The sequence below is a fragment of the Candidatus Erwinia haradaeae genome (assembly GCF_900698965.1).
Classification (GTDB): Bacteria; Pseudomonadota; Gammaproteobacteria; order Enterobacterales; family Enterobacteriaceae; genus Erwinia_E; species Erwinia_E haradaeae_A.
The window spans coordinates 1-23,530 of sequence record NZ_LR217726.1; the positions used below are offsets into that span (position 1 = coordinate 1).

Below are 23,530 nucleotides of genomic sequence, written 5' to 3' on the forward strand. Positions count from 1 at the left end.
CTTTTAAAGATTTTAAAAATTTATTAAATTTTTCAAAAATAAAAAATCAAGCGGGTAAAAATCTTTAAATATTCTTGAACATTATGAGACATAGATAAAAATTTTTTTAAAATACTTGTTAGAATTTAAGTCTACACAAGTATTTTACAATATTTTCAAGAAAAAATTAAAATCAATATTTATATAAGAATGATCTAAAAATTATTATTATATATAATATATAATACTATTTAAAAATACGATCACATCAGATAACTTTATCTATTACTAATTAGTTTTAGTATTGTCAAAAGATTGCTATTAATGTTTAGTTTTTTACTAATAGTTAGTACAGTTTAAAAAAATTATTTAAAACCTATTAAGATTATGTATCTTTATATATCTTAGTTGTTATTAATATTAGCACTGACTTAAAAACCCCACTCTAATATTAATAACCTTCAACTTTTCGTTTTAAGCTTGCGGTTGCCTTACGCCAATCTGTTGCACAAGTAATAGCGCTAACAACTGCTATGCCACCAACGCCACAAGCTAGCACTTCATCTACCCGATCAAGAGTAATACCACCAATAGCTACAGTTGGAATATGTGTCAGCTCGCTTGCCATGCTCTTTAGTTTTTGTAATCCTTGTGGATGAGATGGCATCTTCTTGGTGGTGGTAGAAAATATATGTCCAAGGGCTATATACGAAGGAGACCAATTTAATGCGCGTGATAACTCCTTATCATTGTGAGTGGATAAGCCAAGACGTAAACCAGAACGATAAATAGCACTAAAATTAGCTTTATCCATATCTTCTTGACCCAGATGTACACCATAAGCTCCATATTGGATGGCTAACTGCCAATAATCATTAATAAATACCCGAGCTTTATATTTATTACCTAAAGATATTGCGTTTTTTATATCAAAAGATAACTGCTCTTTTGATTTATCTTTTAAGCGTAACTGAACTGTAGTTACGCCAGACTCCAGCATTCTCATTACCCATAATGAAGAATCTACTACCGGATATAAACCCAGTCGATGCGGAACTGATGAGAAACTCTTATTAAGATTCATCCTAATTCCTATAATTTTAACCTAAAATATAAAGTATATTTTTAGATATATAATAAATATTTTCATCTTTCTCTTTTATAGCCGTCCATTCCAGAAGTTTTTTATTCAATATATAAAAGTTAGTGTAATTTTAAATTTTTAAAAAATATTATAGACTATAGAAGAATAATATTTAGAAAGTAATAAAATACCATCTAATTATTTTAAAATATATGCGCTATGTCAAATCATACTAGATAATAATCTTATTGAAATAACCAATAGGTTAGTCTATATAGACTGTATAAATAGTAAGTAGAGTGAGCAATAAAATATAATCTTTGAAAATAAGATGTATATTTCAATATATTGAATATATAAACATATTAAAAATATTTGATCTAAAAATTTTCCTTATTTAATGTATCAGATAGTATTTTTTATATAAAATAAATCATTAATACTGAATAAGTTAATTTAAAAATATATTTTACTGACACTATAAGTAGTATATAGCCCTATCTGTAAGGTATTTGTACATATAAAAAATAGAAAAAATTATAAAACTAATATTTATAAAATAAATTCTATTTATGCAATAGAATTTATTAAATAGGGTATTCCTACTATATATATAGTATATTACTAATATATATAGTATAATATATAGTATTATATATAGTATATTACGTTGTAAGCTTCTTAGTCATTCTTACTTCTTATTCATTATTATTAATACTTACTTCTTATTCATTATTATTAATAAAAATTTTCAATTGAATGGATTATTTAATCTAAATAATATTTTATACATAATATGTATAAGAGTGTATAGATAAAAGATTATTAAAAATAATTAAAAATCTAAAGAGATCCTCATCCTTAATTAAGGATTAATACTAATAATTATTATTTCTCTATATCTTTATACAGTCAGTAAGTTAGTAAGTTAACTAATTTTAATAAAAATACAGATTATATTAGTAATATATATAGCTAAAAATGCATATAATAAATAATAAAAATTATTATTTTAATATAATAAATAAATAATCGCATTAAAATTTATATATTTATATTTAGAAAAAATACACATATATTATATATATTTTTTAACTACAATAGCAATGAATATTTTATATAACATTGTTTTTTTGTTAGTAAGATAATTCATCTTAAAATAATGATATATCTATCAGAATAACAATTCTATATCAGTATAATAATACTGATATAGCTACTATAGCTATAGTTATTCTACTTAATTAAGTATTATATTAATATCTAAGATTTAAGATTAACCCGACAATAGATAAATTTTTACTAGGATTATAAGGTATTTTATATAAAAATTATAAGGTATTTTACATAAAAAAGTCCTACAGCCTAATCCTAATCAACTTAAAGAATTAATCATAAAAAATATAAAATAACAATCTCTATTGATTATCAAAACACGGTGCCTGAATTATGCAAATGAACAAGTTATCAAAATTATTATTAATAATCCCATCTTTTTTTATTATCAACCCGTTTCTTCCTGTTATGGCAAATACGAATACACAGGATGCAATAGTCGGTTTTTCGCCTGGAGAAACAGCAAAACAAATTGTTCTATTAGCTATTTCGGAAGCGCATAAGTCAATTGATATTGCCGCTTACTCTTTTACTAGTAAACCTATTGCATTAGCGTTAGTTGATGCACAGAATCGAGGTATCAATATACGTTTAGTAGCCGATAAGAAGTCAAATAACAGCAGATATACTGCTGTTACTTATTTAAGTAATCATAATATTGCAGTAAAGTTAAATGAAAAATATGCTATTATGCATAATAAATTTATGATTATTGATGGAAATTCAGTTGAAACTGGGTCTTTTAATTATACACAGAGTGCAGTAAAGCGTAATGCAGAAAATGTAATTTACCTGCGCAATTACCCAAAAATTTCGGAAAAATATATGATCGAATTTAACCGTTTATGGAAGGAAGCAATATATGTCAAGCCGACCTATTAACCTACAATCTTATATTATTATCTAACATTTAAAAATGAAAATTTAAAAAATAAAAATATAGAACAATAGAGATATAATCTATATTATTTCTGAATACTATAATGTAGTTTAGATTTATTAATCTATAATCAATGTTATTTATATAACATTGATTATAATCCTTACTAGATGGTAGGGTCTATCCTAAGTTGACATTAGATATAAAATATGTATAAATTTCATCAATATATTTACTAAATATATTATCTTGAATATATAAGATTTTACTAAAAACTTATATTTTATATTTTATATTTTATATTTTATATATATGATATTGATATAATTTTTAGAAAAACTCTAACAAATTTATTAGTTTATTGCTCACCCTAACAAAAATTTTTTATATTTTAAGAGAAATTTAAAATTATTTTTAAATTCAGGACATTCTAAAAACTTTTAAAATTAACTAGATTTTTAGATATCACTATGACTAATATCAACTTTTATAAAAAAATAAAATTCAAAAAATATACTTTGATATATCTAAATAGCAAAAAATCCAAAGATCTAAATACTATTAAAAAATAATTAAAAATTATAATACTTTAAATATTTCTAATTTTTTAAAGAAAGATAAAAAAAGATAAAATTTTATTAAATAAATCATATCTAATAAAAATTAATTAATCTTATAGATTATAGATTATAGATTATAGATTATAGATTATCTATAATATTTTTAAAAATTTTTAAAATTTAAAATCTAAAACTATATATTATAATATAAAAATCCTACTATATAAATATATATTAGCTACTATATAAATATATATTAGATTAATAATAGTTTTAATTTTGATAGTAATAATATCTAAATTTTAAATTTAAATTAAAGTGATAAAAGAAGTAGATCTGTTTAACCTACACAAAATAGTAAATTCTTTCAGGGTCAGATATTTATCTTTTGATAATTTTAATATTAATTAGTTTTTCGTTTCATCATAGATGAAAAAATTAGATTATATATTTATATATTTATATATTTATATATTTATATATTAAATATATAATATTTTTGATAAATTCTTTCTTTTTTTAACTTTTTTAAAGAAAAATACATATATCAACTTAAATAGTTTTAACTTTTTAATAATTTGAAATTATGCTTTATTAACAGAACTAACTAAAATCAAAGATTTAAAGACTTTAAAGACTTTTAGATTAACTTAAAAAATAAACTACATGAATATGAGTTGTTAAAATATTTTTATATATATTCATAGAATTAATTAAATGAATTTTCAGAATTTCCAGTTATAATCTAACTTATTAAGTCCAAGTTATAATCTAACTTATTAAGTACGATTCAATAGTAGTTTTTCAAAAGTAGTGTCTATAGATTCTAGAAAACTAGAATTTTATAAATTTTTATAAGTTAAAGATTAAAGTTTTAACAGTAAAATACTAAAATATTTTACTCTTAAAAAACAATTAAAGTTGAGAAGTTCTAAAAAATCTATAGTGTTTTGAAAAAATTTAATATGATTTTAATCATATTATTATGTTATAATTTATAGTAGTGGATGTACTGTGATATAGTAGATCACCAGATAACTATCTAATTAATAACTATGCTAATTCATGTTTAAATTATCTCTGTTTTAATCTAAAAATACTATTATTAGATAATATCATCAATCATATCTAAATAAACTTAATCAAAATGAGTGAAGTTTTAATTTAAATTCTATTCTATATATATTTTGGTACTATATGGTTTTATATATTCAAATATATTTGAAAAGATTATTCCAGGAAACTATTAACTTTGTAAAAAATAATAGAAATACCTATCTAGTATTAAAAATTTTCTAATTTTCTGATTTAATTAGATCAAGAGATTTTTAATCACATCTTGGATCAGATACTGAGATGCTGATTAAAATATGAATTATTGGCTATATTAAGAATAAATGTATTCATTAATGCAGTTCATCAGTAATAAAAACTTTTATAAATCTTTATAAAGAATAAAAATATATATAAAGTTTAAATATACATGTCCTATAATTGTTTGTAGTTAGTATAATCCTAACCTAGGTTGTACTGTGTACTTAAAATACACATCAATAAATTTTATTGGTATTTATTAATTACCATTCTGTTATTATGTATCATGCTGTAGTATATCCTATACTTATCTCTAATATTATTAGTACATGAAACTAATAACCTCTTATCGGATTTAATCTATTAGGTTTCTAAGTTAATAGTGATGTTACTAGTGTAGTAACTATATATTTTTCACTTGATAGCAATAGAATCACCCTTGCTATCATCTTAATGAAATACATCTTATATATAGTTATATCACTGATATATCATACCTTCATTTTCAATAATCAAGACATAACGATAAAATCAATCGACATGCAATATTTATATTGAGTATCTGAGTGTTTACGATATATAAGACGTATATGACTATTCTTAATAAGTAGCTCTAATAATAATTAGACGAAGAATTATTCTCACTTTTGCTATTTAGAGCAAAATACATGCATAGATATTTCACGATAAAACTAGAGCGTATAGTCTACCTTTAGGAGAATCATGGGTATGTCTTATATATACATATTACACAAGATGAATTAGTCTATTTCGACTATTTGGATTACTCTTCAGATAGAGCACTGATAGTAATATATAATGCGACCTCTTCTCTAAAAAAGTTCTCATATCACGAGCATCAGAGAATATAAAAAAATTTTAAATGCAAAAACCCTGATAGGGTGATGATCTTGGCAGACTTCACTATCAGGGCTTTGCGAATCGCAAAATGCGTACTCAAAGAGTATAATAGCTCTATACAAAATACTAAGCAAGTGTTAGTAAAACTTTTACTGCATAATATTCAAAAATATTTTAACTATTATGATAGTTTCAATATGTCTTTTAAAAGACATATTGAAACCCTTACTTAGTATTGATCTGGAAATATATTAATGAATAGACTGTATCAGCTTGTTTTTTGCAAACAATAATCACCACGCTTTATTGCACTATCACGTGTTCTAAGGTATAGCATATAAGACAACAGAAAAAATCGCTGTGTTTGGCAGAGTATTTATAAAGTTTTCTGACAAAATCGGGATACGGGACCTCTCTCGCTTCAATTCTAGTGTCTTTTTCCTGAAAAAAGGTTAAAACGGTATCTCTCCTGAGAGAAGAGATACCGTTTTAACCACCATGAAGAGAGATAATTTAGAGAATAAATTTCGGTAAGAAATAATTAAAGCTTTGTTTTTAAGTATTTTACTCGACTAAATTTTTTCTAAATTAAGACAGTCCAGGCATAGATAATCAGACATATTTAGTATAACAATAACATACTATTATTTATTGATATATTATTACAAACTAATGACGACGCCTGATTGGGCACCGTATTGGGCACCGTAATTAGTTTTTGTCGTGTTCTATTATCTGATGTGTTGCGGCATCCATGGAGATTTCAATCTTTTTCGGTTTTTCTTGTTCTGGGATATCATAGGTAAATTGTAGTTTTAATAATCCATGATCCAGTCTGGCTTGTTGAATATTTATACGATTTTCTAGGTTAAAGCTAAGAGAGAATTCCTTTTTCTTAAAACCTTGATGGAACCATGTAACTGCTTGTTCATCTATGGTGGTGCCTGTTTTTTCAGGTTTTGGTATACCCCTAAGGGTTAACTGGTTATTAAGTACTGAAATATCTAATTCATCCTGTGTATAACCAGGAACACTTAGCGTCATTTCATAATGTTCTTTATCTTTTTGCACTAAATTATAGACAGGTGCATCGGTTACAGGTGATTCACCTGTAATACGGCTAAAAAGATTATCCATCTGTGTAAACCGATCAGAAAGAAGATGGTTACTCCATGCCGGAATAAGAGAGAATGAACGATAAGCCATAATATTCTCCTATAATACATGTAACGTTTATAATTAAATGATTCTTACATTGTAAGATTGGGTATTATTGATAGATTTTCAAGGTTTCGATTATATCAGAAAGCTATATTTTACGTTTCTTTAATTTAAAAATATCTTTATCACTATAATAGTGGCGCTTTTCAAGCAATACATAAAGTTATTCACATAATCTTGATATTAACACAACTTTCAAGAAGGATTCTGAGCTGTTTAATCAAAATTTTATTTGATATAAGTAAATAACTTCACAATTAATGAAAAAACTTGCAGTGTATATACAAGCAGTAATAAAAAATGATTTTTATAAATCAATATCTATAAAACCTAAAATAAAAATTTTAGTAGCACAAGATGAGCAAAATCTCCTGTTTAGGTATGTTGCATATATATATAGAATATTTGTACCTGAAGAAGTCTCGGTGTTGTTAGGGTTTACGCATATAGGCAATAGTAAAGATTGCTATGTTTATCATTTCTGTAATTACTAAAGCAAAAATATAGAAAATGATTAATTTTACTTTAAAGAAAAATTTTCAAGATCACACCAAAAATTGCAAAAACAGTAAATTTTATTTTAAGAATATCTAGATGAATATTGATTAATTATACATCCTTATATTTAATATATATTATGAATATTCATGAGTAATTATAATAATTTCGATATTTTAGTGATATTTATATGAAGGTTACGATCATTCATGAATAAGATATGGCAATGCTTGACAGGCTGTATCCTAATATTGATACAAATACCCTATGCTCATTCTCAAAATTTGTCAGATTATAAAAAAATAATATTAATGGGCCACACTATGGGGACAGTTTGGACAGTTAGCCTTTCAGGGGTCAACCCGATAAGAAAACGCACCCTACAATGCGCTATACAGCGACTCCTTGATGACGATAACAATCAATTATCTACATGGAGGAATGACTCAGTAGTTTCAAGATTTAATAAATATCGTGGTACTAAACCCCAACCTATAACGCAAGAAATAGCAGACATTGTAACACAAGCGTTAAGTGTGGGTCATAAAATGAATGGCGCAATGGATATTACAATTGGAGCACTTGTAAATTTATGGGGTTTTGGACCCAAGACTTTGCTAATTCATATTCCAACAGCGTTAGAGATTAATGCAGCTCGTGCCTTAACAGGTGCTCATCATTTGCACCTGATCAATATTTCTAATCAATTCTATCTGTATAAAGATTTGCCAGAGATATCTATAGATCTCTCTAGTGTAGGAGAGGGGTTTGCAACTGATCATTTAGCGCGATTTATGGAACAAGAAGGGATTGATAACTACCTTGTTTCAGTTGGTGGTGCTGTTCGTACTCATGGTCAAAAAAGCAGGGGTAGGGCTTGGAAGGTTGGTATACAAAAACCAACAGATCTAGAAAATTCTGTACAAGCTGTTATTGCATTGAATGGGTGTGCAATTAGCACTGCTGGAACCTATCGAAATTATTACGAAATCAATGGAAAACGATTTCCACACTTAATTAACCCGGCTACTGGATGGCCTACACAGAACACTCTTGTATCAGTTTCTGTCATTGCTAGTACTGCACTAGAAGCAGATTGCTGGGATAGCGGCCTTCTTATATTAGATATAGACAAGGCTAAAAAATTAGCTCAGAAATATCAGAAAGCAGTATATTTAATTTCTCAAAACGGCAATCAATTTACTACGTGGATCTCTCCGCAATTTTCTACTGTTATTAAGTCTTCTGCAGTTAAATCTTAATTTAAGTACTATTAGGTATTCTATTCTCTTTTTAAGAGAAGGAGCTTTCTGGTAGTTTCTAATAAGGTCAGGCTAAAATTTAATAGACTTACTTTAGAGACTCAGTCACACTAGTAGACGTTGTAATATAATAAGTTCATTAGTTGATTGTACTATTTTTAGTAATGTTATATTACTATATAAATTGCATGCTGATAGCAATATACAATCCATTTAATAGTTCTTTCGTATGATGATTTTTAGAGTATGTATGTGTGATCTATCACTATTGCCTGATGTTTTTAGCTATACTGTGCTAAACACACCAGGCTTTCTGTTTTTATAGTAAATCATCCTCAAGAATCATTAGTTGAGCATACTAGTATTGTACGTTTTATGAAAAACTTTTATGTAACAATAAATGACAAACTGATACTGTATCTTGTATATCAGACTATAATATTAGTCTGTAGTTTATATTTTAGTACTAATGACTATTTTATTTTTAATAAATTTAATCAAGGAAAATCTGTTTATGTCTGTCGCTAAACTAGTCTTAATACGTCATGGCGAAAGCCAGTGGAACAAGCAAAATCGTTTTACCGGGTGGTATGATGTTGATTTAACAGAGAAAGGTCAGAGAGAGGCAAAAGATGCTGGTAAATTACTAAAAAGTAAAGGCTTTACGTTTGATCTAGCCTATACGTCTCTTTTAAAACGTGCCATTCATACTATTTGGTCCATACTAGATGAAGTAGACCAGGCATGGTTGCCAATAGAGAAAACATGGCGGTTAAACGAACGTCACTACGGTGCTTTACAGGGTATGGATAAAACTACAAGCGCCATAAAGTACGGCAATGTACAGGTTCAAAAATGGCGTCGCAGTCTAACCGCTATCCCGCCTAGTCTTGACCGTATTGACAGGCGTTTTCCTGGTCATGACCAACGTTATTCTTCATTAACACATGCACAACTGCCCATTGCTGAAAGTTTAGAAATGACCATGCATCGAGTACTACCCTACTGGAATGAGTCGATTGTTCCACAAATAAAGAATGGTAGAAGAATTATTATTGCCGCGCATGGTAACTCTCTTCGTGCATTAATAACATATCTAGACAATATCTCCGAAGAAGAAATTCTAAAACTAAATATACCAACTGCTATTCCATTGGTTTATGAGTTTAATGAAGATTTTAACCCTATACAACACTATTGGCTTAATACTGGTGACAGAACGATCTGAAAAATATCGGAATGATTCTAATTCAAATCAGATAAAATATCGCATAGTTAAAAGTTTTTGTAAAAATTTTAATACTTTTCTAAACTTATCGGTTATAGAATTATTAAAAAAATTAGAGGCTATTTTTTAATTTTTTCAAAAAAGAACATTTATTGTTATTTTATTTATAGAGATTACAACAAAACTGTCGTGATCTTTTATAAAAAACTACTACCGTTGTCTTGTATTTTAGCATAGTTGTGTATGACACAACACCTTGCATCTTCTAACCCTAAATTAGATCTAAACTGCAGAGAATCCATTAATAAATTCAACATAGATTCAGGATATACTAAAAAATTTTACTTTAGAGATATACACGGCTTGTTTAATGCCAACTATTTTATAGCAAAATAATAACATTATTATATAAATAAATCTTAATCACGACTAACATTGTAGCATCTATATATCATTAGTCATTCATCGTGTATCTTAAAAGTAAGAGTATCTTGAGTCTGATGCCTCTCAGGTTATAGTATTACATCACAGAAATACAATAGATCTAATTTCGACAAAATCCTTTCTCTGTTAAAATTTTTTCGTGACTTAATAATGCTATTGAGCACCAGAAGATAGCCGCTAATAGCGCCACAGTAAACACTAAAGAGTAAAATACAAAATCCAATCACTAATAAATAACTTATAAAGTTATTATGTTAATTCAAAGTACATAAAAGCCTTCTGCGTTTAAAATGACATTATATCATGCACGTTGTATTGTAAGAAGTAGGTGAATGTTGTATAAATGTACTAGCATGTTTTTATATTATGATCTCTAAAAGAGAGATCTTGTTTTTTCTTTACAAGCATTAGGCCTTACTTTTATAAGTAAATACATTTTAGCTCTTTCTTATGACATTACGTATAATAATCAAGCTTATATGCATGCATATATCGCAGTATATATGAATAGTTATCTAGTCAATAAAGACCGCTATCAAGCGGTCTTTATTGACTAGAAGTGTAGGCGGTATTTGTGTGTGGTAGTTGGCTGCTAAATTTATGAGCAGTACCAGTAATATATCTGATATTCAGACACTTGAACCATAATAACATCTAGGATGTTATTATTCTAACCTTACTTCTTATGCATAATAAGCACATCAAGTCTGGATTTAACAAAAATATTTACTAAGTAATATACTTATATTAACATGTTCTATGAAAAGAAAATCTCCTATAAATTTTTTAAAATCATATGCGTAAATTTATTACCCCATCTTATAAAACTATAAGCATCGAATTTTTTCCATGATTTTGAAGTAAAAAGTCGATATTTTCTACTTGAAAAGTATGATAATTATGGCTAAAAATAAAAAATTTTATAAAAATATTAAAAATAGTATCATTATTAGATAATGAATCTAAGCATGCAATATATTTTGGACTCTCTCTAAAAATAATCACTATTGTTTTGTATAGCTGAGCAGCTCTTAAGTAATATACAGTATAAAAAAATCCGTAAACATTGCTAATTTATTATACTAAGAGTAGTCATGCATAAAATATGCTGAATATAATTTATTAATGCATCAAACATTCTACTTATATTTATTTTATATAGGAATACTAATATAGGAATACTGACTAATATTTGTCAGTAGACAGAAAACATAGATTTTGCATACAAGTAGAAAATATTTCTAACATATAAATGTTACAGAACTTACTGATTTAAAAGATTTAAAAAGACCCCGTGTTAGACAGAGCTGATCACTTTACTTGATACACTACTTCAGTAAGTAGTGTCATTATCATTAGCACAGACAACTTATTATATAAGGTCTCTGGTATATGTTTTATTTTGAGAAAAATTTGTGTCTGTTCTAAAGAGTTTTCATGTAGATAAAATCCATCGATGCATAAATCTCGCCATGCATTATTCTTATTAGATGCGTAAAATAGTACTTTAAGGATGGGTATAGAGTATTGAAGAGAGTCGTTGCAGCATAAGTAGCATCTTTTCTCCAAAAGTAAATATATACCCGTACCGATCTTCATTAGGTAAATGAATAAGCGGCCTTACACTATTATCGCCATCATGATCATATCATTTTATCTTAAATAATCTCATGTAATTTGTGCTGAGTAAAGCATCAGCCTGAGTGTATAGTTAGAGTTCACGAGAGATTTTACCAGGCGTATATTGTTATCTCTAGGTTAAGATATCCCCTGTAAAATCTACTACACATGTAGTTTCTGTATTTCTCATTCACTGAAAGTTTTTCTATAAGGAAGATCTATAAGGAAGAAAAGAGAAATAGAATGTTTAGTCTTTGCCTTATAATATGCAAAAACCCCAATAGGGTGATGATCTTGGCAGACTTCACTATTAGGGTTTTGCGAATCGTTAGTGTACGTATTCAGTAATTATATTATACTAATAAACCCCAGTAATCAAGTGTTAGATAATATTTTTGCTATTAATCTTTATTAAGACTATAGAATAGTATGCAATCAAAATTAATGACATAGAAGTGTGCTTCTACTAGATGTATATCAAAATTTGATATACATTATTGATATATTCTAAGAATATTTGATTGAGAGAGTTTTACACTCAAAATACTAGCCTCATTGTACAATCACAACATAACGTCATTACCTACAATATACTATATTTAGCGCCGATTGTACTGTGTGTCTATTGTAGCGTCTAAAAATAAAATGATACATTACTAGATATTTAATAATGATCTTCTTGCTGGTATGAGAAGTACTATTAGATTATTGTATAATATATAGCGCAATCTATTTACTGGTCTATGAGAGTGGATGTGCTCATCCTAATATCATAACATAAACATTCCTATTATAATAAAATTCAAAGATTATCTTATCTTGCTTGATAAGTATTTCTAGATATCTATATCATCTTAATGATATGAAAATCTTGAGATACTGATTTTTTTCCTAGTATCAATAGATCGATTTTCTACAGAAAGTAATGATAGAGTACACTACTGTATTCAGCAAATCACAATGCTAAAGTAAATAAAAATACTCATTATCTTAACCTGCAGCATTGTAGTACTGTCTAGTTTCAATGGGTACTATCTTCGTAGTAAGTGCATCCATATTTTCAGCATCACTTTTATTAGTAGAGATGCGTTCAATAGTGATACCTAGCTTATTAAAAAGAGAGATATCGCGATCTTCTTCCGGGTTAGGTGTGGTAAGCAACTTACAACCATAAAAAACAGAATTAGCGCCAGCCATAAAACACAGCGCCTGTGTTTGATCATTCATGCTTTCCCGCCCAGCAGATAAACGCACATAAGATTTTGGCATCATAATACGTGCTACTGCAATAGTTCGGATAAAATCAAATGGCTCTACGTCCTCAGTATTAGATAGAGGCGTGCCGCGTACCTTTACCAACATATTAATCGGAATACTGTCTGGTGGTTCCACTAAATTAGCCAACTGAACCAGTAACCCCGCGCGGTCGTTAATAGTTTCACCTAGCCCAATAATACCCCCAGAGCATACTTTTATACCTGCGTGACGAATTGCACTGAGCGTATCTAGCCTATCCTGGTAACTCCTAGTAGTTACAATACTAGAGTAAAATTCTGGAGAGGTATCCAGGTTATGGTTATAGAAATCCAAACCAGCTTTTGCTAGACGATCCGCTTGCTGATCATTCAGCATTCCTAGCGTCATACATGTTTCAAGTCCTAATGCTTTCACGCTCTTTATCATTTCTTCAAGCACAGGAAGATCACGGTCGTATGGATTTCTCCAAGCTGCCCCCATACAAAAACGTGTCGAACCGGAATCACGTGCTTTACGGGCAGCTTCAAGCACTTGCCCTACCTGTATGAGACGTTCGCTATCTATATTGGCGCTATGTCGAGCGCTTTGTGGACAATACTTGCAATCCTCTGGGCAGGCTCCTGTTTTAATAGATAGGAGTGTGCTAACTTGGATCTCACCAGGTTTAAAGTGTTGTCGATGTACCTCCTGTGCTTTGAACAATAAATCGAAAAAAGGTTTATCAAACAGTGCTCGAGCTTGCTTTAATGTCCAGAGTGCAGAAGTTGGCATAATAGTTATCCAGATAATATATAAGGAAATAGATAGTTGTAAGTATAGAGTTTGTCGCTACACTGTCTACAATGTATTTTAATTTTATTTGATAGGATTTCTCAATGCATACTAATTACCTATATTTGATAGGACATATTCATGCAGGCTGATGATCTCGCTTTTGATAAGCGACATATTTGGCATCCTTACGCATCTATGACCCATCCGTTACCCACTTATCCGGTTGTTTCTGCTGATGGCTACGAGTTAATTCTTCGAGATGGTCGCCGATTAGTAGATGGTATGTCCTCTTGGTGGGCGGCAATTCATGGATATAATCATCCAGTGATTAATCAGGCAATCAAACATCAAATAAGTCGCATGTCACATGTTATGTTCGGTGGTATTACACATCCTCCTGCTATAGAATTATGCCGTCGACTAGTAACGTTGATGCCCTCTGGGTTAGAGTGTGTTTTTCTAGCTGATTCTGGATCAGTAGCCGTAGAGGTGGCTATTAAAATGGCACTACAGTATTGGCAGGCAAGTGGTCATCCGCGTTACGAATTTCTTGCTTTACGTCATGGTTATCATGGCGATACCTGCGGTGCAATGGCAGTATGTGACCCTGATAACTCTATGCATAGCATATATCAGGGATACCTGCCATCTAATCGCTTTATTGAGGCGCCAAAACGTAGTTTTAGAGAAGCATGGAAGCCAGGCGATGAGACTTCGTTGTCTGCACTATTTTCTGATTATCATCAGAAGATAGCAGCAGTTATTATGGAACCAATTGTCCAAGGAGCTGGCGGAATGCGATTTTATCATCCTGAGTATCTTCGTATAGCACGAGCCCTATGTGATCGATATGGTATCTTATTAATTGCAGATGAAATAGCGACTGGTTTTGGACGCACTGGAGAATGGCTGGCATGCCATCATGCTAATATCACGCCAGATATTTTATGTCTTGGTAAGGCTTTAACGGGCGGAACAATGACTCTTTCTGCTACACTGACCATCCGTCGCGTAGCAGAAACCATTAGCAATAGTGCAGTCGGTTGTTTCATGCACGGTCCAACTTTTATGGCAAATCCATTAGCATGTGCTGCTGCTAATGCTAGCCTATCATTGCTTGAAGATGAAAGCTGGCGTCAAAGAGTAGAAAACATCGCCTCTCAGTTAAGTAGAGAGCTATCACCTTTGATTAATCATCCAATGGTTTCTGATGTACGCGTGCTTGGTGCTATCGGAGTAGTCGAGATTAAACAGACAGTCAATATAGCACAACTACAACACTGGTTTGTGGAGCACGGTGTATGGATCCGTCCTTTTGGTCATCTTATTTATTTAATACCGCCGTATATTATTTCTTCAAAAGCGCTCACAATACTTATTGATGCTATTTCTGCTTCATTAGATGAACCAGAGAATTTTTTTGTCTCTTAATTATATTAAATCAATAGATCTCTTTAGATAGATTCCTAAGCGTTAGTTTATTAAAATAAGATAGAATATATCATCAGTACACCCATTAATGGTAGAACATATACATGTCTCGAATTCTTCACTTTTTGTTAGGATTAATCGTAATTATTTTACTGGCTATACTAGCAAGCGATAATCATAAAGAGATCCGTGTTCGGTATGTTATGCAGTTACTAGTTATTGAGGTAATTCTTGGATGGTTTTTTCTTCATACTACATCAGGCTTAGATCTCGTTACGGGCTTCTCAGTGTTTTTCCAGAAATTATTGCAATATGCAGCACATGGAACTAATTTTGTCTTTGGAAACATGAGCGATAACGGATTGGCATTCTTTTGGCTCAATATTCTTTGCCCAATCGTGTTTATTTCCGCACTAATCGGTATTCTGCAATATTTTCGTATACTGCCAGTTCTTATTTGTGTCATTGGCACTGCATTATCAAAAATTAATGGCATGGGTAAATTGGAGTCTTTTAATGCAATTAGTTCATTGATGCTTGGTCAGTCAGAAAATTTTATTATGTATAAGGATATTCTTGCTCAAATTCCAGAGCGGCGAATATATACGATGGCGACCACTGCGATGTCTACAGTATCTATGTCTATTGTTGGAGCGTACATGACGCTATTACAGCCTAAATATGTAGTAACAGCGCTAGTGCTCAATATGTTCAGTACTTTTATAATTTTATTATTGATTAATCCCTACCGCGTTAATGATAGAGAAGACTTCAATCTAGATACGAGTCATATAAGACAAAGCTTCTTTGAAATGCTTAGTGAGTACATTTTAGCTGGGTTCAAAGTCATAGTAATCGTTACAGCAATGCTAATTGGTTTTATCGCCTTAATCTCTGGTGTTAATGCTTTATGTGAGTTCCTATTTGGGATTAGTTTTCAAGGTATTCTGGGGTACGCGCTTTTCCCGATCGCTTGGGTTATTGGTGTACCAAGTAATGAAGCATTATGTGTAGGAAGTATTATGGCAACCAAGCTAGTTTCTAATGAATTTGTTGCCATGATTGATTTGCAAAAAATCGCTAGAATCTTATCTTCTCGTACAGAAGGGATCTTATCAGTTTTTTTAGTATCCTTTGCTAATTTTTCATCTATTGGTATTGTTACGGGCTCTATTAAAGGCTTAAATGAAAGACAAGGTAACGTAGTGTCTTGCTTTGGCTGGCAGTTGCTCTATACCGCTACTCTCGTTAGTCTTTTATCAGCCACCATTACAGGATTACTCATATAATACAAAATATGGTTTTTTTTATAGAATTTATAGGCCTTTGTCTATATGACACTGCCGTAATGATATATAGGTAATATCACTTTATATTCTATTTCAAGGTGCTAAGTATAGTTATACGTCTTACTGATAACTATACACTTATTAGCTTCATAGTCAGTAATATGCTAATTAGCATATTGCACGCTCGGATTAGTATTTCTCAGTCTGAAAGTATTTAGATGTAGTAGTAACTACAGAGCAAAACATGAAATGGTTTTAGCACCAAACCAGACCTTTTATTAATATACTTCGGTTGAACAGTCTATTTTATAAGAATTTTATCGTTATATCAGTGCGTTAGAGCATATAATATCATTATTAACATGAATGTGTTGTTTTAGCAATTTTCAGCCATCCAGTCTAAAAAGTATCGTTTAGCTAACTTTTACTAAGTATGACCCTGATCTCTGCAAGACTGCATAAAATAGCGCACATGCTAATATATCATAAAAGATCGTATGATATTTTAAATATCAGTTTCTGTATGACCTCTGATGTACAGCTAATCATCAGTTGCTTTCTTCATATTTTATAGAATATATAATTACCAAGCACTAGACTGCCCTGATGCATGCTTATTATGCACGTAAAATAAAATACGTAGCTACATTATCCACCTTTAAGAATACTGTAGTAATGCATCTCTTAAAAAATAACTTATGAATGCGTCGTTAAATATGTCTACGGTTTTAATTATTTGAATTTAAAAGAATTAGCTTATCAATACAAACTTCAGTACCGCGAAGCTTAATACTCTAAAGATGTGGCAAATACTGCATCTATCTATTGTAATAGGGCGTCTATGACCCGTTTTACATCTACGCTGAATAACTGAATTCTTGTCCTGAATTTTAAAATTCTTTGTTCCTATTATCTATGATCAGAAATAAATAATTTTATTATATAAAAATTCAGTTTACTTATGTATTTTTGCGATTATTTAGAGTAAGCGAGCAAGTTTAGATGCATAGCATGATACTATCAAGAGTCGATATTACCAAATACCTACCCGAATTCTTTTAAAGATCACTGTAGAGATGTAGGTTAATTACTGTCTTGTAAACCCATAAGTATATAATAAAAACTTAAATATAGCTTTTAGCTAAAATTTATGATGCTAAGTATTTAGCAGGGTTGTCAGTCTATATCCTATCATGCAAGAGAATATACCAAATTTTAGAGATAGTATCATGAGTAAATGATAACTCAGAAACTAAAGCATAAATAGTGAATAACGAGATTAAGACCGCGAGAAAATTAAAGAATTCAGAAATAATAATATATGTTATCAATGAGATAGATCATAAGGAGAAGAGAAGTCAATACGTCAAATAAGCGACGAGATAATTCTCTTTGGTAATTTTTCTAGATTGAGGCTGCATTTTTTATGCTCCTTAATCACCACCATTCATGAAAATGATGCACAGGTCCTACACCTTTTCCTATAGATAAACTATTGCCATGCATGAGCGCTTTTTGGATCCATTCTTTAGAAAATTGTAGGGTCTGTGACCAATCCTTATAAAATGGCTGCCTAGCCGCTAAAGCAGCTGATAAAGTACAACCTGTGCCATGAGTATGCAGAGTTTTTACTTTCGGAGTCCTAAAACACCATTCTTGATTTGCAGTTATCAGCCAATCAGGACTTGATAACCCTACAAGATGACCGCCTTTAACCACTACTGCTTTACAACCAAACTCAAGTAGTTTGCGTCCCTGCTGACGCATCTGAGTTTCATTTGTAGCAATATCACAGCCGAGTAGTATGGAGGCCTCAAGCAAGTTAGGGGTTATGATTGATACCAATGGTAACAATATTTCTTGTAGTACAGTGACAGCATTTTTATCTAGTAACATATCACCACTTGTAGACATCATAACTGTATCTAGAACTATCCAAGGGATAGGATATTCTATTAATTTCTTAGCAACCACGCGAATAATACTCGCTTGATTAAGCATACCAATCTTTATGCTATTTATATATAAATCGCTAAGAACTGAATCTAACTGGGCTGATACACATTTATCGCTCACTGGGTAAATTGATTGTACGCCCTGAGTATTCTGCGCCAGAATAGCAGTAATCACTGTTGCACCATACACACCTAATGCTGAAAAAGTTTTTAAATCTGCTTGAATACCAGCCCCTCCGGTAGGGTCAGTGCCGGCAATGCTTAAAACATTATACGTTTCTCTACTCATTAATTATCTGAGCTCTTATATGAATGAATCGCTACAATTATAGATGATTATTAATATCATTTTACAACAACCATGTAATGTGGTATCAAGGCTCTTGATGGTATCCACTCTAGCTTGGTCGCATCCGTATCAACTGTATATGATGCATGTATATATTACATATGATGCATGAGAGTGCTAGTATTGGTAATTACTATGTAAATAGTATGTGGTGCGGGATAGATACCATATAGAAATATCAGGATTTGTGAAATTTCCATAAATTATATCATAGTAAAATAATGCTAATCCTCAGTGAGAGGGTTATATTATTTTGTTTTTGAAACGCTCTAAATGATCATAGATACATTGTCTACTTGTTAGAATAGATCTAAAAAACTAAAATTACAGAGCGGTGTATAAAACTATACTAATAAATTACAGTTTTATACAAATATATAACTCTTTCACATTGGGTAATACACATAAGGGAGTTTGTAGTATAGTTCTGTTGAAGCGTTTGATTAAATAACAATGCAGTATTTTCCTATATCATTTAGTCTATAAAAATAAAAATGATAGGTCTATAACATATATAGTGCCTATTCTACTTTATCTCTTGCTATCTATTCTAGTATATTAATCACAAAATACTTATAGCATCAAAGCTAATTGTCACTATCTTATAATTGTCTTAGAATCTCTGTTTCTAATTTTTCGCACAAAAAGCTAAATATCTATTGATGACTTACCATTTGTTACGATAAATAACAGTGCAATATAGTTTACCATGTCAGTCAGTATATCTTGCTAGATATTGATAGCTATATTCATAATGGTACATTATTAAGAGCGCAGACAGAGACTGCCATTATTTTATTTCTTTTAACTATTAGCTATTTTATGTTTATTTATCGATTAGCATGACATTGAGCGACCAAGATAAGGATCCCAGTCTTTCCATACAGGTTGCAATCCAGATAATCGCAGTACCTGTGCTACCTCTTGTGGAGAACGGTTATCATTAGGAAGAAATTGCTCTAGCTCTGCTTGATTAGTAGCATAACCTCCTGGCTGAGTTTTAGATCCGGCGCTAACGCTATTCACTACAATGGGAATTACATGATCACGGAAATTCGGCGATTCTCTGGTTGAAAGTGAGATCTCAACTTCCGGCACTAAAAGACGAAATGCACACATTACTTGAAGGAGTTGAGCTTCATCTATGATATGCGAAGATTCTAGTACTCCACCGGTAAAGGGGCGTAAGCGAGGGAATGATAATGAGTAACGGCTTTTCCAATAAGTTTTACGAAGATAGAGCAAATGCTTAGCGAGCATATAACAATCTGTTCGCCAATCATCTGATAATCCTATCAGTATTCCTAAACCTATTTTATCTACCCCAGAACGAGCTAGACGATCTGGCGTCTCTAGTCGCCATAAAAAATCTTGTTTCTGGCCAAAAAGGTGATGATGACTATAAGTGCGTGCATGATATGTTTCTTGATATACTAAAACGCCGTCTAAACCGAGCCCTCTTAACTCTTCATAGTGTGCTTGCAGCATCGGCTGAACCTCTATCACCAAAGAGCTGCAATATTCTCGAATTAACGGTATATAACGCCGAAAATACTCGATACCCACTTTAGTCTGGTGTTCACCGGTCACTAGTAGAAGATGATGAATTCCTTTAGCACAGATAGCTTTGCATTCTTTAATAATCTCCTCTTGACCGAGAATTTTTCGCCGTATACGGTTTCGCATTGAGAAACCGCAATAACTGCAATCATTAGCACAAAGATTAGATAGATACAGTGGCAAATAAAACGTCACGGTATTACCAAAACGTTGTCTAGTCATTGTTTGGGCTCTTTGGGCAATCGATTCTAAATAATAAGCAGCTGTTGGTGATAATAGAGCCATCATGTCCTGTAAGTTAAGATGCTCCAGCATGAGCGCTCGTTCTACATCGTGTGCGGTTTGCTTATGTATACATAATCTAATTACATCCCATTGTGTTTGTTTCAGTTCCTTGGCAAAAGTCTCCATTATATCTCCTCTGATGTTGATAGAGGAGTCAAAAAACTAGTAAGTGGACTTGTAGGTCTTGCTTTCAGATGTCGTGACGCTAGACCCGCTCTTCTAGATAAATCACCAGCCTCTGTCGCTAACCGAAAAGCATGAGCCATAGAAACCGGATCCCTTGAGACAGCAATTGCAGTATTCACGAGAATTGCATCTGCGCCTAACTCCAGAGCCTCTAATGCTTGACTCGGAGTGCCAATTCCAGCATCTACTATGACTGGTACTTTAGATTGTTCAATAATAATTTTTAAGAAATCACGGGTTTTTAGACCTTGATTAGACCCTATTGGTGACCCTAGAGGCATCACTGCTGAGCATCCTACTTCAGTGAGACGTCGGCATAAAACTGGATCAGCACTGCAATAAGGCAAAACTATAAACCCCTCTTTTACCAGTTTCTCCGCCGCTTTTAAAGTCTCTATTGGATCAGGTAATAGATACTGCATATCCGGATGAATTTCAAGTTTGATCCAGTTTGTCTGTAAGGCTTCTCGCGCTACTCTAGCTGCAAATAAGGCTTCTTCAGCGGTTTTTACGCCCGATGTATTCGGTAGTAGGCGAACCCCGGCTTTTCGGAGCCCTAGAAGCAAGGCATCATTACTGTGATCATGTATGTCCACTCGACGCATGGCTAAGGTGACTAGTTCACTTCCTGATACAGAAATAGCCTTTAGCATTAAATCAGTGCTACTGAATTTACCTGTTCCAGTAAATAATCGGGATTGAAACGAAATACTAGCAATAGTGAGCATCACTTAACCTCCAGCAATCGCTTGGAACAAAAGAATATCGTCACCATCGTTTATGTAATAATCTGGCCAATACTGATGCGGAATCACATTTTGATTTAATGAGAGTGCGATTCCTGGCCCACTCTCATAACACTGGTCAGTGAGAAAATTAGTTATGGACAGCGGATTTTCAAGTTCCAGAGAGCGGTTGTTAAAGGTAATTTTGATCACATCGGTCTCCATTGAACATCGGAAGAGCTAGTATAGTGTGTTTTGCTTTTAACTCGCTGAGCATATCGGGCAATAAGTATTTCGGTTAAGATGCAAGGTTCGCCATTTTAGAGATATTCCATCAAATAAATGCAGTTTTCCGATAGATAACGTTGAGATACCACATAGCAGTTTAATGGCCTCTAGAGCTTGTAAGCTACCCATGATTCCTACTAGCGGACCTAATACCCCGGAATTACGACAATTATATTTTTTTTCTTGTTGCGATGGAAAGAGACAAGCATAACAACCGTGCTCCCAAGGAGGAGAAATGACTAAGATCTGACCATTAAAACCTATCGCACTAGCGCTAATCAGCGGCTTATTATACCGGATGCAGGAAGCATTGATGGCATGTCGGGTCATCATGTTGTCACTACAGTCTAGAATTAAGTCTGCATCTGACACTGATTGATCTAGCCATTTTCCCTCCAGCCTATGTGGTAACGATATATAGAGAAGGTTAGGGTTAAGCGCAGTCAGGTTTTGTGTTGCTATCTCCGTTTTCAGCTGACCGATTTCGCTTGTTTTATAGAGAATTTGACGCTGTAAGTTACTAATCTGTAATAGATCATGATCAGCTAAAAGTAATGTACCGACGCCAGCCGCTGCTAGATATAGAGCAGCTGGCGAACCTAGCCCTCCCATGCCACATAGTAACACTGTGGCAGAATTTAATTTTTTCTGTCCTTCCGGTCCTACTTCGCCTAATAGCAATTGCCTGCTATAGCGTAAAAAATCCTGATCCTTAAGCATAAGCCCTCTTAAATTGCCAATGGCAGTGTAGTCTTCACGGATAGCGCTTATGCATTACTATTTATCCATGTCCTATAACACTCTACTTAATCCCGAGGTATCTGTTATGCTGGAGATGTCTGCAGAATTCGTTAGGTTATACTTGATTCAGAAGCTTCCATTGCTAAAACGATTAATAATATATAGAACTTCCTAGTTGATATCTATGGTTAGAATAAAACTCTGTTCTTAGGAGTACCTCATCATCTCGAGCGATCTGAAGGATCACAGATGCTTTCTCTGGTTAGTTTCGCGGCAAGCCATAGCTATGGGTAGAACGCGTGAGGACTTTTTATCAACTTTGCTGTAAGCTGATTTTTATTACAAGAATTATATATATCAGGTAATTTATCAATTTAAAGAACAAGATTAAAGAACAAGATTGATCTTCGTATATTATCTATAACCATCAGAATTTTAATATCAAACTAACTGTATTTGAACGCAATATACTAGTATATTAGAGATCACTGTATTTACATGTATTTACATACAGTAGTTATTATAACATCTCATACAGTAGTTATTATAGCATCTCATAGCAAAAGTATAACTATAAAAAATTTTTAAAATCAACCCCCCTGAGGTTTCTTAAATATATTCCG

13 protein-coding genes are annotated in these 23,530 nt (G+C 31.6%); 5 read left to right on the forward strand and 8 right to left on the reverse strand.

The window, feature by feature from the left end; genetic code table 11:
• Nucleotides 1-430 precede the first annotated feature (430 nt).
• A complete protein-coding gene (thiE, locus tag CIPSTX3056_RS03380; RefSeq protein WP_072666546.1) occupies nucleotides 431-1,063 on the reverse strand; it encodes a thiamine phosphate synthase in 633 nt (210 codons plus the stop codon).
• 1,455 nt (nucleotides 1,064-2,518) lie between these two features.
• On the opposite strand from thiE, the gene CIPSTX3056_RS03385 reads away from it, so the two are divergent.
• Nucleotides 2,519-3,061, forward strand: coding sequence for a phospholipase D family nuclease (locus tag CIPSTX3056_RS03385; RefSeq protein ID WP_072666559.1), 543 nt, complete (start codon nucleotides 2,519-2,521; stop codon nucleotides 3,059-3,061).
• A gap of 3,444 nt (nucleotides 3,062-6,505) precedes the next feature.
• Here the strand turns inward: CIPSTX3056_RS03385 and CIPSTX3056_RS03390 are convergent.
• Entirely contained in the window at nucleotides 6,506-7,000 is a 495-nt protein-coding gene (locus CIPSTX3056_RS03390) for an Hsp20 family protein (RefSeq protein WP_072666547.1), read from the reverse strand.
• A gap of 836 nt (nucleotides 7,001-7,836) precedes the next feature.
• Between CIPSTX3056_RS03390 and CIPSTX3056_RS03395 the strand changes: the two genes are divergently transcribed.
• Both CIPSTX3056_RS03395 and gpmA read left to right on the forward strand, forming a co-directional pair.
• Entirely contained in the window at nucleotides 7,837-8,775 is a 939-nt protein-coding gene (locus CIPSTX3056_RS03395) for an FAD:protein FMN transferase (RefSeq protein WP_231939204.1), read from the forward strand.
• Between the two features lie 514 nt (nucleotides 8,776-9,289).
• Nucleotides 9,290-10,003: a 2,3-diphosphoglycerate-dependent phosphoglycerate mutase gene (gpmA, locus tag CIPSTX3056_RS03400; protein ID WP_072666550.1), complete on the forward strand. Its 714-nt coding sequence runs from the start codon at nucleotides 9,290-9,292 to the stop codon at nucleotides 10,001-10,003.
• 3,054 nt (nucleotides 10,004-13,057) lie between these two features.
• On the opposite strand, the gene bioB is transcribed toward gpmA, so the two are convergent.
• Nucleotides 13,058-14,095, reverse strand: coding sequence for a biotin synthase BioB (gene bioB / locus CIPSTX3056_RS03405; RefSeq protein ID WP_072666552.1), 1,038 nt, complete (start codon nucleotides 14,093-14,095; stop codon nucleotides 13,058-13,060).
• Between the two features lie 141 nt (nucleotides 14,096-14,236).
• On the opposite strand from bioB, the gene bioA reads away from it, so the two are divergent.
• Both bioA and CIPSTX3056_RS03415 read left to right on the forward strand, forming a co-directional pair.
• Nucleotides 14,237-15,529: an adenosylmethionine--8-amino-7-oxononanoate transaminase gene (bioA, locus tag CIPSTX3056_RS03410; RefSeq protein ID WP_072666553.1), complete on the forward strand. Its 1,293-nt coding sequence runs from the start codon at nucleotides 14,237-14,239 to the stop codon at nucleotides 15,527-15,529.
• A gap of 104 nt (nucleotides 15,530-15,633) precedes the next feature.
• The gene (locus CIPSTX3056_RS03415) at nucleotides 15,634-16,818 is read left to right on the forward strand and encodes a NupC/NupG family nucleoside CNT transporter (RefSeq protein ID WP_072666554.1); all 1,185 of its coding nucleotides are present in this window, start codon (nucleotides 15,634-15,636) and stop codon (nucleotides 16,816-16,818) included.
• A 1,437-nt stretch (nucleotides 16,819-18,255) separates the two neighbouring features.
• On the opposite strand, the gene thiD is transcribed toward CIPSTX3056_RS03415, so the two are convergent.
• From thiD to CIPSTX3056_RS03440, 5 genes are all read right to left on the reverse strand, one after another.
• Complete coding sequence (thiD, locus tag CIPSTX3056_RS03420) at nucleotides 18,256-19,062, reverse strand: bifunctional hydroxymethylpyrimidine kinase/phosphomethylpyrimidine kinase (RefSeq protein ID WP_072666555.1); 807 nt, start codon at nucleotides 19,060-19,062, stop codon at nucleotides 18,256-18,258.
• Between the two features lie 897 nt (nucleotides 19,063-19,959).
• Complete coding sequence (gene thiH, locus CIPSTX3056_RS03425) at nucleotides 19,960-21,093, reverse strand: 2-iminoacetate synthase ThiH (RefSeq protein ID WP_072666556.1); 1,134 nt, start codon at nucleotides 21,091-21,093, stop codon at nucleotides 19,960-19,962.
• Nucleotides 21,093-21,881 (reverse strand): thiazole synthase, encoded by a 789-nt coding sequence (locus CIPSTX3056_RS03430; protein WP_072666561.1) that lies wholly within the window; start codon nucleotides 21,879-21,881, stop codon nucleotides 21,093-21,095. The genes thiH and CIPSTX3056_RS03430 overlap by 1 nt, the downstream gene beginning before the upstream one ends.
• Before the next feature lie 3 nt (nucleotides 21,882-21,884).
• Nucleotides 21,885-22,091 (reverse strand): sulfur carrier protein ThiS, encoded by a 207-nt coding sequence (gene thiS / locus CIPSTX3056_RS03435; RefSeq protein ID WP_414835989.1) that lies wholly within the window; start codon nucleotides 22,089-22,091, stop codon nucleotides 21,885-21,887.
• 48 nt (nucleotides 22,092-22,139) lie between these two features.
• The gene (locus CIPSTX3056_RS03440) at nucleotides 22,140-22,886 is read right to left on the reverse strand and encodes a HesA/MoeB/ThiF family protein (RefSeq protein ID WP_072666557.1); all 747 of its coding nucleotides are present in this window, start codon (nucleotides 22,884-22,886) and stop codon (nucleotides 22,140-22,142) included.
• Nucleotides 22,887-23,530 lie beyond the last annotated feature (644 nt).